Genomic DNA, 13,799 nt, shown 5'->3' with positions numbered 1-13,799 from the left:
CTACGGCATTACTTCATGCACGCCGGCGTGATCTTTTTCTCTTCGGCGTACTTGCCAGACGATTCCTCGACCAGCTTGCGCACCAGGGCCTTGTCGCCGACGATCCATTTCGGCGTGATGGCGGTCCATTTCTTGCCATCCCACTGCTGTACTTTCACGGCGCCCGAACCTTCATGGTCATCGCAGCTGGTTTTCACGGTGGGGAACATGCCCAGCGCGCCGACGGCCTTCTGGCGCGCGTCGTCGACGTTCAGGTTTTCCAGGCCCCAGCGCATCTGCTCGCCCGTGACAGGCTTGCCCTTGCCGAATTTTTCCTGCGCCACGCGGATTGCTTCCACCCACAGGATGCCGGCCGTGACGCCGCGCATGTGGTAGACGGAGCCGACGCGCGACTGGTCGGACAGGTTGCCCTTGCCGGACGCGTAGAGTTTCTTGCGGATGTCGTCGAGCACGGGGTAGTTGCCTGGCGTATTGAACGTCATCGCCGTGTAGCCCTTGGCCGCGTCGCCCGATGGAATCGTGTCTTCCTCGGAGCCGGCCCACCAGACGCCCAGCATTTTGTCGCGCGGGAAGCCGTTGCGCTGCGCCGTCTTGATGGCAACGGAGTTCATCACGCCCCAGCCCCACAGGATCACGTGGTCCGGCTTGGCCTGGCGGATTTGCAGCCATTGCGATTGCTGTTCGCTGCCTGGCGGCGCGACGGGAATTTTCACCAGTTCGAAGCCATACTGTTTCGACAGCGCTTCCAGCACGGGCAGAGGCTCCTTGCCGAAGGCCGAATCGTGGTACAGGTGGACGATCTTTTTGCCTTTCAGCTTGTCCATGCCGCCGTCCTTGTCGCCCAGGTACTTGATCATGGCGGCGGCCTGGCTCCAGTAGCTGGAGATCAGCGGATAGACGTAGGGGAAGACCTTGCCGTTGGCGGCATCCGAGCGGCCGTAGCCGATCATCGTCATGGGGATCTTGTCTTGCGCCACGCGGTCCAGGATACCGTAGGCGACGCCCGTGGACAGGGTCTCGACCAGAGTGGCGCCGCCCTGCTTGGTTTTCAGGCGTTCATAGCATTCCACGCCGCGCGACGGGTTGTATTCGGTTTCGCATTCTTCCCAGCTGATCTTGACGCCATTCACGCCGCCGGCCTGGTTGACCAGGTTGAAGTAATCGATGATGCCGCCGTAGAAGCCCGAGCCGCCGGCCGCATACGGTCCCACGCGGTAGGACGGCAGGGCGATGTACTGTTCCTTGTCCTGCGCCTGGGCGCTGCCGGCCATGGTGAGTGCGGCACTGGCGATGGCGGCGGCCAGCATGAGCGATTTGATGTGTTTCATTGTGTCTCCTCTTGTTTTATTTGGTATTCAAGTGAACCGACATCGGACTGCGAAGTAAAACCGTTAGTGCGGGAAAGGCCAGAGGCGTAATTTTTCTTTCGCGATCTGCCACAGCCTGGCCAGGCCGTGCGGCTCGACGATCAGGAAGAAGATGATCAGTGCGCCGAACACCATCAGTTCCAGGTTCGAGGCCACGCTGGTGGGCAATGCCAGGCCATGCGCGATGGTGTTCAGGAAGACGGGCAGCAGCACGATAAAGGCCGCGCCGAGGAAGGAACCTAAAATCGAGCCGACGCCGCCGATGATGATCATGAAGAGGATGCGGAAGGACAGGTCCAGGTTGTACGCTTCCGGTTCCACCGTGCCCAGGTAGGCATACGCATACAGCGCGCCCGCCACGCCGCAGTAAAACGAGCTGACGGCGAAAGCCAGCAGCTTGGTGCGCATCAGGCGAAAACCAATCACCTCGGCCGCCATGTCCATGTCGCGCACGGCCATCCACGAGCGGCCCACGTTCGAGCGGATCATGTTCTTGGCCAGCAGCGCCATGCCGGCGACGATGGCCAGCACCAGCAGGTATTTGCTTTGCGGCGTATCGAACTGGTAGCCGAAGATGGTCATTTTCTGCACCGTGATCACGCCCGAGGAGCTGTAGTTGGTCAGGTACGGGATCTTGGTCAGGCACCAGACGACGAAAAACTGCGTCGCCAGCGTGGAGGCGGCCAGATAAAAGCCGCGGATGCGCAGGGAGGGCAGGCCGAAGGCGATGCCCACCATGGCCGCACACAGGCCGCCCAGGATGAACGACACCAGCAGCGGTAATCCCGGCAGGCGGGCCATGAAGTTATACGAGGCAAACGCCCCCACGGCCATGAAGGCGGCCGTACCCAGCGACAGCTGGCCTGCGTAGCCGGTCAGGATATTCAGGCCCAGTGCCGCCAGCGCGAAGATCAGGAAGGGAATCAGGATCGCCGACAACATGTAGGGCGAGGCAAAATACGGCAGGAGGAAGACGGCGACGAGCAGCGTGGCCGTCAGCGCCAGGCGATCCTGGCGGATCGGGAAGATCTGGTTGTCAGCCTGGTAGCTGGTCTTGAATTGTCCTGCTTCACGGTAAATCATGGCGTGTCCTTTGCGATGGAGCGGTAGCGTTGTGCGTCGTGTGCATAGTGCGGCGGCGGTGCGGCGTCAGATGCGCCGGATGATTTTCTCGCCGAACAGGCCTTCCGGGCGCACCAGCAGGAACAGCAGGGCCAGCACATACGGGAACCAGCCTTCGATGCCACCGCCCACCATGGGGCCGAGGTAGACTTCGGCCAGCTTTTCCGAGGCGCCGATGATCAGGCCACCGACGATGGCGCCCGGCACCGACGTAAAGCCGCCGAGGATCAGCACCGGCAGCGCTTTCAAGGCGATGAAGGTGAGGGCGAACTGCACGCCGTTGCGCGCGCCCCACAGCAAGCCGGCCACCATGGCCACCAGGCCCGCCACACCCCACACCACGGCCCAGATGCGCTGCAGCGGGATGCCGACCGCCAGCGCCGCCTGGTGGTCGTCGGCGACGGCGCGCAGGGCGCGGCCCACCTTGGTTTTCGAGAACAGCAGGGCCAGGCAAATCACCAGCAGCGCGCAGATGCCGGCCGCCACCACGTCAAACTGCGAGATGATGATATTGAAATGCTCCATCAGGAATGGCATTGGCACGTCTTCGATGGGCAGGTCCAGTTTGTGCACTTGCGAGCCCCACATCAGCTGCGCCAGGCCTTCGATGAAAAAGGTCAGGCCGATGGTGGCCATGAACAGCGTGATTTCCGGCTGATTGACGAGGGGGCGCAAGACCACCCTTTCAATCGCCATGCCCAGAGCTATCATGGTGAGCATCGTCAGCGGGATGGCCAGCCATAGCGACAGGCCGAACTTGTCCATGATGCCGACGCAGGTGAGGGCGGCGAAAAATACCATCGCTCCCTGCGCAAAATTGAACACACCCGAGGCCTTGTAGATCAGGACAAAACCGATCGCCACCAGCGCGTACATGACGCCCGACAGCAGGCCGCCGATCAGCACTTCAAAGAAAAAATTGATATTCATTGCTATCCCTTGTCTGGTGCTAGTGCGCGACACCCAAATATGCGTTGATGACATCCTGATTGCTGCGCACCTCGTCGGGCGTGCCGTCGCCGATCTTTTTGCCGTAGTCGAGCACCACCACGCGGTCGGAGATATCCATCACCACGCCCATGTCGTGCTCGATCAGCACAATCGTCGTGCCCAGCTGGTCGTTGACGTCGAGGATGAAGCGGCACATGTCCTGCTTTTCTTCCACGTTCATGCCGGCCATCGGTTCATCCAGCAGCAAAATTTCCGGTTCGGCCACCAGCGCGCGGCCCAGCTCCACCCGCTTTTGCAAGCCGTAGGGCAGGCGCCCCACGGGCGTCTTGCGGATGGCCTGGATTTCCAGGAAGTCGATGATCTCCTCGGCCTTTTTGCGGTGCTCGATTTCCTCGCGCCGCGCCGGGCCCCAGTACAGGGCTTGCAAGAGAAAATTCGACTTCATCTTCAGGTTGCGCCCCGTCATGATGTTATCGAGCACCGTCATGCCCTTGAACAGGGCGATATTCTGGAAGGTGCGCGCGATGCCGGACTTGGCGGCCGCGTAGCAATCCATGCCGCGCCGGTGCTCGCCACGGTAGATGATCTCGCCCTGCTGCGGACGGTACACGCCATTGATCACGTTCAGCATCGAGCTCTTGCCCGCGCCGTTCGGGCCGATGATGGCGCGGATTTCATGCTGCTTCACGTCAAACGAGATGTCGGTCAGCGCCTTCACGCCGCCAAACGACAGCGAGATGTTCTTCAGGTCGAGGATCACGGGCCCCGTCTTGCGGGCCGTGCCGAAATGGGCGTCGGGTTCGTTCATTTGCATCGTGCTGTGCTCCATCATGCGGCCAGGCCCTGGGGCCGATACGTTTTGCTGTCCCAGATCTGCAGGTCGGCGCTGGTCGAACCGGTGCGGCCATCCTCGAATTTCACCTGGGTCTCGATGTATTGCGTTGCCTTGCCTTCATACAGGGCGGAAATGAGCACCGCATATTTTTCGGCGATGAATTTGCGGCGTACCTTGCGCGTGCGCGTCAGCTCGTCGTCGTCCGGGTCGAGTTCCTTGTGCAGCACCAGGAAGCGGTGCACCTGCGTGCGGTCCATCAAGGGGTCGGTCGCCAGTTCTGCGTTGACCTGCTCGATGCAGTCGCGGATCAAGCCATAGGTTTCGGCGCGCGCCGCCAGGTCGGTGTAGCCGGCATACGCGATGCCGCGCCGCTCCGACCAGTTGCCCACCGCTTCGATATCGATATTGATAAAGGCGCACACCTGGTCGCGCGCATGGCCGAAGGCCACCACTTCCTTGATGAAAGGGAAGAACTTGAGCTTGTTTTCGATGTAGTTGGGCGCGAAGATGGCGCCGCACGTCAGCTTGCCGACATCGGCCGCGCGGTCGATGATTTTCAGGTGGCCTTCGCTGTCGAACACCCCCGCGTCGCCCGTATGAAAGTAGCCGTCGGCGTCGATCACTTCGGCAGTCGCGTCGGGACGCTTGAAATAGCCGCTCATGGTGGCGGGCGACTTGACCAGCACTTCGCCATTGGCCGCCAGCTTGACTTCCACGCCCGGCGCCGGCAAGCCCACGCTGTCGAACTTGATATTGCCGTCCGGCTGCAGACACACATAGGCGCAGGTTTCAGTGGAGCCGTACAGCTGCTTGAGGTTGACGCCGATGGAACGGTAGAAGCGGAACAGGTCGGGGCCGATGGCGGCGCCGGCCGTATAGGCGACGCGCACGCGCGACAGTCCCAGCACGTTTTTCAGGGGGCCGTATACGAGCAGTTCGCCCAGCTTGTAGCTGAGGCGGTCCGCCAGCGACACGGGCTTGCCATCCAAAATCTGCGCGCCGCAGCGCTTGGCCACGTCCATGAAATGGCTGAACATGTGGCGCTTGATGCTGCTGGCGTCTTCCATGCGTATCATCACGCTGGTGAGCATATTCTCGAAAACGCGCGGCGGCGCAAAGTAGCAGGTGGGGCCGATTTCGCGCATGTCGATCATCACCGTGTCGCCCGATTCAGGGCAATTGACGGTAAAGCCGGCCACCATGGCCTGCGCCAGCGAAAACAGGCAGTCGCCCACCCACGCCATGGGCAGGTAGGACAGGATGTCTTCGTCGTCGGTGAGCTTGTCGAAGGCCACGCCGCCTTCGCCGGCCGCCAGCAGCGCCGTGTGGCTCTGGCACACGCCCTTCGGTTTGCCCGTGGTGCCCGAGGTGTACAGGATGACGGCCGAGTCGTGGCCAGCACCCGCTGCTACGGCGGCTTCGAAAAAGCCCGGGTGTTCGCGGTCATAGGCCCTGCCGAGCATCTGCAGGGCGGCAAAGGACATCAGCTCCGGCTGGCGATAATGGCGCATGCCCCGCTCATCGTCGTAGGCGATGTGGGCGATGTGCGGATACAGGGCCTTGAGTTCGAGCAGCTTGTCGACCTGCTCCTGGTCTTCGACGATGGCGTAGCGGATTTCGGCATCCTGCAGCACATAGGCCATGTCGGCGGCTGGCGCATCCTGGTACAGAGGCACGGGTACGCCGCCCAGGCTTTGCGCGGCCAGCATGGCCCAGTACAGGCGGGGACGGTTGTCGCCGATGATGGCCAGGTTCATGCCGCGCTGGAAGCCGATGGCAGCCAGACCGCAGGCCAGCGCGCGCACCTCCTCGTTGACCTCAAGCCAGGTCCAGGTTTGCCAGATGCCCAGATGTTTTTCGCGGAATGCGGGCTTGGCGGATCGTACTGTCCCGTGTTGCAATAAGCGCCGCGGAAAAGTCGGCATCGTTGCTGTGGTAGTCGTTTGCACCAGTGTCTCCCTGTTGCTTGTCTCAGGCTCCACCTCGTTGGATGGCGCTCTGTGTTTTTATGTGTAAGGCGTTTGTGCAATGATAGTAGCTTGCGTTAGTTTGCCGAGTTGTCTTTTCGGGGACATTTACCCACTTTTCGATGGTGCATCGCACAATGACCTACCCTGATATCAGTCTGAAGGATGCCGTGCGTGCGGCCAACTGGGCGCAGTTGCTCGATCGCGTGCAAATGGCCCGGGTCGAGGCGGATGTGTTTGAGACTTTCGTGCCGAAAGGCGGCTTTGTCTGCCGCAAGGGCGAGCCGGTGGACAACTGGATCGGCGTCATCAGCGGCATGGTCAAGATGAATAATTTTTCCGCCTCCGGCAAGGCCATGACCTTCATCGGCGTGCCGCCCGGCAGCTGGTTCGGCGAAGGTTCATTGCTGAAGAATGAAATCCGCAAATACGACACCATGGCCCTGCGCGACACGCGCGTGGCGCGCCTGCCCGGCGCCACCTTTCACTGGCTGCTGGAAACGAGCCTGCCATTCACACGCTTCTTGCTGATGCAGCTCAACGAGCGTCTGGGACAGTTCATCGGCATGGTGGAAAACGAGCGCCTGCTGGACCTGAACACGCGCGTGGCGCGCTGCCTGGCCTCGATGTTCAACTCGCACCTGTACCCTGGGGTCGATACGCTGGTGCAGCTGTCGCAGGAAGAGATCGGCCTGCTGTCGGGATCCTCGCGCCAGCGCGCCAACCAGGCTCTGCAGGTGCTGGAAAAAAAAGGCTTGCTGCGCCTCGATTATGGCGGCATCCGCGTGCTGGACCTCGATGGCTTGCGCCGTTATGAAGCCGATGATGCAGAATGAGGCCGCGCCGCCGAACAGTCTGCAAGCGCCGGGCTAATCGCGGTATCATAGGCGCTTCCCAGCACCGCTCTTTTCGGCCCCATGCAGACACCTGACCAATCCACTCCCGCCTCCCGTTTGTCGCAACTGCGCAGCGCCATGCGCGCGCAGGACATCGACGCCTGCATCGTGCCATCGGCTGACCCGCATCTGTCCGAGTACCTGCCGGCGCGCTGGCAGGGCCGTGAGTGGCTGTCCGGCTTTACGGGGTCGGTCGGCACCCTGGTCGTGACGCAGGATTTCGCCGGCGTGTGGACCGATGGCCGCTACTGGGAACAGGCGGAGACGGAACTGGCTGGCAGCGGCATCGTCCTGAAAAAAATCCCGTCCGGCGCCAGCGTGCTGTATATCGACTGGCTGGGCGAGACCATGCAGCCGGGGCAGACGGTGGCCGTCGACGGCGCCGTACTGGGCCTGGCCAATGCGCGCCTGCTGCAGCAGGCGCTGGGTGCGCAGGTGACCCTGCGCACGGATACCGACCTGTTGCAAGCCGTGTGGCCGCAGCGTCCTGCCATGCCCGCCGCACCCGTGTATGAACATGCGGCGGCGTATCCGGCCCTGTCGCGCATGGAAAAACTGGCGGCCCTGCGCGCCAGCATGGCCGTGCACGGCGCCAGCCACCACGTCATTTCCACCCTCGACGACATCGCCTGGCTGTTCAACCTGCGCGGCGCTGACGTGAATTACAACCCCGTCTTCCTCGCGCATGCTTTGGTGGGGCCGGAACGCGCCACGCTGTTCGTGGCCGACGGCAAGCTGCCCACCGCCCTGCGCGCCACGCTGGAAGCCCAGGGCGTGGACGTGGCCGCGTATGACCGCGCGGGTGCCGCGCTGGCCGCCCTGCCTGCCAGCGCTACCTTGCTGCTGGACCCGCGCCGCATTACGTTCGGCACGCGCCAGGCCGTGCCTGAATCGGTGCCGGTGGTGGAAGCGATCAATCCGACCACCCTGGCCAAGTCGCGCAAGGCGGATAGCGAAGCGGTGCATGTGCGCGCCGCCATGGAGCAGGATGGCGCCGCCCTGTGCGAATTCTTCAGCTGGTTAGACATCACCCTGGCCGATCCGCAGCGCGCGTCCTTGACGGAAATCGGCATCGACGAACACCTGACGGCATGCCGCGCGCGCCGCACCGGTTTTGTCAGCCCCAGCTTCGGCACCATCGCCGGCTTCAATGCGCACGGCGCGATCATGCATTACCACGCCCATGCGGGCACGGAGGCGACCATCGAAGGCGACGGCTTGCTGCTGATCGATTCGGGCGGCCAGTACCTGGGCGGCACTACGGATATCACGCGCGTGGTCCCCATCGGCACGATCACAGCCGAGCACAAGCGTGACTTCACGCTGGTCTTGCGCAGCATGATCGCCCTGTCGCGCGCGCAGTTCCCGCGCGGCGTGAAGTCGCCCATGCTCGATGCGATTGCCCGCGCACCGCTGTGGGCCGAGGGCATCGACTTTGGCCATGGCACAGGCCACGGCGTGGGCTTTTTCCTGAACGTCCATGAAGGCCCGCAATCGATTTCCCAGTCCGCCATGCCGGAGCCACAGACAGCCATGGAGACAGGCATGATCACCTCCATTGAACCGGGCATCTACCGTCCCGGCCAGTGGGGCATCCGCATCGAGAACCTGGTGCTGAATGTACCAGCCGTTCCCGCCGCGTCCTCGCAGTTCGGTGACTTCCTGCGTTTTGAAACCCTGACCCTGTGCCCGATCGACACGCGCTGCGTCGAGCGCTCGCTGTTGCGCGATGACGAGGCGGCCTGGCTCAACGACTATCACGCCACCGTGCGCGCGCGCCTGGCGCCGCACCTGGCGGGCGATGCGCTGGCGTGGCTGGAACAGCGCACGGGAGCCATCTGATGCGTTCGACCCGCGCCACCTCCGCCATCGAGCGACTCAAGGAACGCACCGGCCAGCGCCTTTACACGATGGCGCGCACGGGCGATGAACTGTTTTTCCTGACCGAAGGCCCGGGCTTGCCGCCCCTGTGCCCGCCGCTGGAACTGGACGCCTTTGTCGCCTTCGTCAATGGCCTGGGACCGCAAAAGGCGCGCCGCGTCAGCAAGCTCGATGTGGCGTTTGAAAAGCAGCTGACAAAAAAAACTTAGATGCCGACCATCGACTTCCTGCGCGCCTACTGGTCGCCGGCCGAGCTGGCGACGAATGGCGTGATCCTGCTGAACCTGCTCGGCGCGCTGCTGCTGGGCTTGCTGGTGGGCTATGAACGCTCGTATCACGGGCGCGCAGCGGGCATGCGCACCTACAGCCTGGTCTGCATGGCCTCGGCGGCGCTGACGGTGCTGGGCGGCTATCCCGAGTTCTGGTACGGAGGCCATGGCGCCATCGTTGGCAGCGACCCCACGCGCGTCATCCAGGGTATCGTCACGGGGGTGGGCTTTCTGGGCGCCGGCGTCATCATGCGCGAGGGTTTCAATATCAGCGGCCTGACGACGGCTGCCTCGATCTGGGCCTCGTCCGTGATCGGCATCATGGTCGGCATCGGCTTTTATCTGTCGGCCATGGGCCTGGCCTTCCTGTGCGCGATGGCGATGATTTTTCTGTCAAAATTGGAGAACTGGCTGCCGTCGCGCCACGCAGTGGCCATCACCATGCGCTTCAGGCAAGGGTTTGTGCCGCGCGAAGATGCGCTGCGGCGCATGGCCGCCAAGCGCGGCTACGACATCGCCGGCGGCTCGCTGACCATCGGCAGCACCGATGGCATGCAGGAATGGCGCTTTGTCGCCATCGCGCATGGCAAGAACACGGGCGCCAGCCTGTCGGCCATGTCGGCCGAACTGGCCGCCTTCGACGGCATCGCCGGCTTCCAGCTGTCGCACGCACGCAACTGAAAAGGATGGACATGGATGCACAGGCCCAAGGCGTACTCGATTTCTGGTTCCTGCCGCCGGATAACCGTGACTACGGCCAGTCGCGCGTGGAATGGTTCCGCAAGGATGACGGCTTCGACGCGCAGATACGCGCGCGTTTCGGCGCGCTGATCGATGCCGCCATCGATGGCGGCTTGCGCGCGTGGGACGCCACCCCGCACGGCGCGCTGGCGCGCCTCATCGTGCTCGACCAATTCACGCGCAACATATATCGGGGCACACCGCGCGCCTTTGCCGGCGATAGCCAGGCGCTGGCGCTGGCCGTCGCCTTGACAGACGCAGGGCAGGACCGGCAGCTGCCGCCGATGCTGCGCGCCTTCGCCTACCTGCCGTTCGAACACGCGGAAGACCTGGCCATGCAGGCGCGCGCCGTCGAGCTGTTCCAGCTGCTGTCGCAGGCGCAGCCCGGTTTTGACGGCATGCTCGATTATGCGCAGCGGCACCAGGAAGTGATCGCCCGCTTTGGCCGCTTCCCCCACCGTAACGCCATGCTCGGTCGGCCTTCCACGCCGGAAGAGGTGGAATTCCTGCGCCAGCCCGGTTCCAGCTTCTAGGCAGCCATGGACGTCACCCTGAATATCATCGGCGCCGGCCATGTGGGCCGCGTGCTGGGCCGTTTGTTCGCCGGCGTGGATGGTATCGCCGTACAGGACGTGCTGACGCGCTCGATGGCATCGGCGCAGGCGGCTGTGGCATTCATGGGCGCCGGTACTCCCGTCGCCAGCTATGCGGCCTTGCGGCGCGCCGACGTCACCATGCTGGCCGTGGCGGACGACCAGATCGGCCCGGCCTGCGCGGCGCTGGTGGCCGAAGGACGCCAGGCAGGCGCCATCGTGTTTCACTGCAGCGGTGCGCTGGCCTCGAACGTGCTGCTGGCGGCCACGCAGGCCGGTGCTTTTGTCGCCAGCGCCCACCCGATCCGCAGCTTTGCCGACCCGCAGCAGGTGGCCGCCACCTTTGACGGCACGTTTTGCGGCGTCGAAGGCGACTCGCTGGCGCTGGCCTTCCTCACGCCGGCCTTGGTCACCATCGGCGCGCGCCCCGTGCCCATCGATCCAGCCGCCAAGACCTTGTATCACGCCGCTGCCGTCTTCGCCAGCAATTACCTGGTGACGGTGCTCGACGCGGCCTTGCGTGCCTACCAGGCGGCCGGCATTCCCGAGCCGGTGGCGCGCGAACTGGCGCAGCCCCTGGTGACGGAAGCGGTGGCCAATGTATTCCGCCTTGGTGCCGCGCCCGCGCTGTCCGGGCCCATCGCACGTGGCGATGATGCCACCGTGCAACGCCAGCAACTGGCGGTGCAGCAATGGGATGCTGCCACGGGCGAGTTGTACCGGGCGCTGGTGGCGCCCACGCAAGATCTGGCCAGACGCAAGCGCGGGGGATGAATCAGGCGGCGTGCACGCCGTTGCGTCCGCGCTGCTTGGCCTGATACAGCGCGCTGTCGGCGCGCGAAAAGAAGGCTGATTCGCTTTCGTCGGCTTGGTACTCGGCCACGCCCAGGCTGATCGTCACGGGTAGTTGCGGCGCGGGCAGGCCGAAATCGTGGCGCTCGACGGCGGCGCGCAGGTTTTCCGCCACTTCCTGTGCTTTGGCCAGGTTGCAGTTATTCAGCAGTACCAGGTATTCCTCGCCGCCCCAGCGCGTGATGACGTCGCTTTCGCGCACCGTGGCGCGCGCCACGTCGGCCACGCCGCAAATGATCTTGTCGCCCCACAGGTGGCCGTGGGTATCGTTGACGCGCTTGAAGAAATCGATGTCGAACAGGATGGCCGACATCGGTTGCGCCGTGCGTTTGGACAAGAGCATGGCGCGCTGGAACAGCAGTTCCAGCGATTGGCGGTTCAATAGCCCGGTCAGCGCATCCGTCGAGGCGATGCGTTCGATGCGGCGCTGGTAGCGGTTCACCGTCAGCAAGGTCAGCACCAGTACCAGCAGGGTCACGCCAAAGCTGATGGCCAGATTCAGGATGAATACGCGCTGCAGCGACTTGACTTCGTCGCTGACATTTTGCTCGACCACCAGGTACCAGCCCAGTTCGGGAATGAAACGCGAGTTGACGAGGATTTGCGCTCGGTCCAACTGGTACGACAGATGCGTCGGCGTACTCTGGTGGTTGATGATCTGGTCGGCAATGCTGCTCACGCCGGGCAAGTTGCGGATGTTGCCGTGACCCTCGCGCATGGTCTTGCCCGCCAGCACCAGGGTGCCGGCGCCGTCGACAAAATAGATGTTGCGGTGGAAGCGTAGCTGGTAGCGATCGATGATGTGGCTCATGGTGGCCAGGGTCAGGCCGATGCCGGTGGCACCGATGAACTGGCCGTTGTAATCGACCACGCGGTGGTTGATGAAGATGGTCATGCTGTCGCGGTTGGCCATGTCCACGTCGACATTGGTTTCATAATCGGTGCTGTCCATGGCGCGCACGCGGTAGTACCAGATGTCGCGCGTCGCTTCCGGGCTGACGGATTTCAGGGTGCCTTCCGCGTAATAATATTTGCTGCTTTTGTCCGAGACGAGAAAGCTGGTGATGGCGCCGTATTTCTTCTTGACTTCGGCCAGGTAGCGCACGATCTGCGCCGGGTTGTTTTCGCCCGCGAGTATCCAGTCGCGCACGAAGGTGTCGTGCGCCATCAGCGACGAAATGAAGACGGGGCGCAGCATGTCCTTCTGGATTTCGGAATAAATATTGTCGCCCGTTAAAGGCAAGGTCTGGTCGGCGATGCCATGCTCGATGGCCTGGCGCGAGGCCAGATAACTGGCCAGGCTGGTGGCCATGAAGCCCGCGCCCAGGATCAGGGTCAGGAGGATGAGCAAGCGGTACTTGATCGACAGAAGGCGCATGGAGACGAGGAAGTGGCAGGCGGGAAGATAATCTTTACGCAAGCCAAAAGTATGCAGCAGGCCGAGTATTGGTGCAATGATAACTAGCTTTATTGATAATTTACGCTGGTGTACGCGGCAAGATAACCACGACTTACCAAATAAAAGTGCCGATTTGTCGACAAAGATGCAAATTAGCAATAAGATTTGATGAGGGGAATCATTGCGCACCGCCCCTGTCTTGCCGCCCGTTTTCGGCGCAGGGCACCACGCGCAGGGAGTGTTGTATGTTATTTTTAAAGAGTACGTCTGTCAGCAAGGCCCCCGGCATTTATGAAGTCGACATCGCCGCCAAACCACCGGGCAAGACCTTTGGCGTTTTCCTCGCCACCGATCCCGACCATCCACCGCACGCCTTGCTGGGACAATTGAAGGCGCTCGGCTACGAGAACACCTATAGTTCGCCCTACCTGCACAAGGATACGGGCAAGGTGCTGGATCTGCATTTCCAGAAGGATGGCACGGATATCTTCAAGGGCTGGAAAACCGAGGAGTGCACGCATAACCTGGCAGCTATCACGGCCCTGTTCGAGGAGTACGGCATCACCATCGCGCCGCGCGTGATGTCGATGGCCGAAGCCTACGCCTGATTGGCGTTGTCAGTCGTATCAACCCACCTCCACGCCAATGTGATACAGCGCCCACGGACAGCTGGCGAAACGCTGGGCCAGGGGCAGTGCCGCCACGGCCGCGATGCGGTCGGCATCATGGATCGCCCATAGCGGCCCCAGGCCGCCCAGCGCCATCGCCTGTCCGTCCAGGTGGGTGGCGATAATAAAAGGCTCTGTCCTCGATAAGTAGGGGAATTCCGAGAATTTTCCTGGGGCCCTGCTGTCTGACGGTACATAGCAGACAAACGGGAGTCTTCCATGCAGCCAGCCCAGTGGAAAACCTTCATCGCCCAGTTC

The 13,799-nt window shown here is 62.8% G+C and carries 13 protein-coding genes and 1 pseudogene; 7 read left to right on the top strand and 7 right to left on the bottom strand.

The features are described from left to right. Positions 1-8: 8 nt before the first annotated feature. From ACQ4WN_RS25210 to ACQ4WN_RS25190, 5 genes are all read right to left on the bottom strand, one after another. Entirely contained in the window at positions 9-1,328 is a 1,320-nt protein-coding gene (locus ACQ4WN_RS25210; protein ID WP_436553980.1) for an ABC transporter substrate-binding protein, read from the bottom strand. A 63-nt stretch (positions 1,329-1,391) separates the two neighbouring features. Continuing rightward, entirely contained in the window at positions 1,392-2,450 is a 1,059-nt protein-coding gene (locus ACQ4WN_RS25205) for a branched-chain amino acid ABC transporter permease (RefSeq protein ID WP_436553979.1), read from the bottom strand. 66 nt (positions 2,451-2,516) lie between these two features. After that, complete coding sequence (locus ACQ4WN_RS25200; protein WP_193316686.1) at positions 2,517-3,413, bottom strand: branched-chain amino acid ABC transporter permease; 897 nt, start codon at positions 3,411-3,413, stop codon at positions 2,517-2,519. Positions 3,414-3,438: 25 nt separating this feature from the next. Then, positions 3,439-4,254 (bottom strand): ABC transporter ATP-binding protein, encoded by an 816-nt coding sequence (locus ACQ4WN_RS25195; protein ID WP_029496076.1) that lies wholly within the window; start codon positions 4,252-4,254, stop codon positions 3,439-3,441. A 14-nt stretch (positions 4,255-4,268) separates the two neighbouring features. Further along, positions 4,269-6,200, bottom strand: coding sequence for an AMP-binding protein (locus ACQ4WN_RS25190; protein WP_436553978.1), 1,932 nt, complete (start codon positions 6,198-6,200; stop codon positions 4,269-4,271). A 179-nt stretch (positions 6,201-6,379) separates the two neighbouring features. On the opposite strand from ACQ4WN_RS25190, the gene ACQ4WN_RS25185 reads away from it, so the two are divergent. From ACQ4WN_RS25185 to ACQ4WN_RS25160, 6 genes are all read left to right on the top strand, one after another. Then, entirely contained in the window at positions 6,380-7,078 is a 699-nt protein-coding gene (locus tag ACQ4WN_RS25185; protein ID WP_436553977.1) for a Crp/Fnr family transcriptional regulator, read from the top strand. 81 nt (positions 7,079-7,159) lie between these two features. Then, positions 7,160-8,980, top strand: a complete 1,821-nt coding sequence (locus tag ACQ4WN_RS25180) for an aminopeptidase P family protein (RefSeq protein WP_436553976.1) — start codon at positions 7,160-7,162, stop codon at positions 8,978-8,980. Next, complete coding sequence (locus tag ACQ4WN_RS25175; RefSeq protein ID WP_436553975.1) at positions 8,980-9,228, top strand: hypothetical protein; 249 nt, start codon at positions 8,980-8,982, stop codon at positions 9,226-9,228. The genes ACQ4WN_RS25180 and ACQ4WN_RS25175 overlap by 1 nt, the downstream gene beginning before the upstream one ends. Further along, positions 9,229-9,969 (top strand): MgtC/SapB family protein, encoded by a 741-nt coding sequence (locus ACQ4WN_RS25170; protein ID WP_436553974.1) that lies wholly within the window; start codon positions 9,229-9,231, stop codon positions 9,967-9,969. Between the two features lie 5 nt (positions 9,970-9,974). Next, the gene (locus ACQ4WN_RS25165; RefSeq protein ID WP_436553973.1) at positions 9,975-10,562 is read left to right on the top strand and encodes a DUF924 family protein; all 588 of its coding nucleotides are present in this window, start codon (positions 9,975-9,977) and stop codon (positions 10,560-10,562) included. Positions 10,563-10,568: 6 nt separating this feature from the next. Beyond that, positions 10,569-11,396, top strand: coding sequence for a Rossmann-like and DUF2520 domain-containing protein (locus ACQ4WN_RS25160; protein ID WP_436553972.1), 828 nt, complete (start codon positions 10,569-10,571; stop codon positions 11,394-11,396). 1 nt (position 11,397) lies between these two features. Here ACQ4WN_RS25160 and ACQ4WN_RS25155 read toward each other — a convergent pair whose 3' ends face one another. Beyond that, positions 11,398-12,894 carry a sensor domain-containing diguanylate cyclase gene (locus ACQ4WN_RS25155; RefSeq protein ID WP_436553971.1) on the bottom strand — a complete coding sequence of 499 codons (1,497 nt, stop codon included), beginning with the start codon at positions 12,892-12,894 and terminating at the stop codon, positions 11,398-11,400. A gap of 224 nt (positions 12,895-13,118) precedes the next feature. Between ACQ4WN_RS25155 and ACQ4WN_RS25150 the strand changes: the two genes are divergently transcribed. Continuing rightward, positions 13,119-13,481, top strand: coding sequence for a hypothetical protein (locus ACQ4WN_RS25150; protein WP_436553970.1), 363 nt, complete (start codon positions 13,119-13,121; stop codon positions 13,479-13,481). 18 nt (positions 13,482-13,499) lie between these two features. Here the strand turns inward: ACQ4WN_RS25150 and ACQ4WN_RS25145 are convergent. Then, positions 13,500-13,799, bottom strand: a pseudogene (locus ACQ4WN_RS25145) (hypothetical protein); the annotation flags it as partial.

Source organism: Janthinobacterium pasteuri (genome assembly GCF_051380775.1).
Classification (GTDB): domain Bacteria; phylum Pseudomonadota; class Gammaproteobacteria; order Burkholderiales; family Burkholderiaceae_D; genus Janthinobacterium.
The sequence above is the reverse complement of the archived record's forward strand: the minus strand, read 5'-3'. Positions and strand labels throughout refer to the sequence as shown.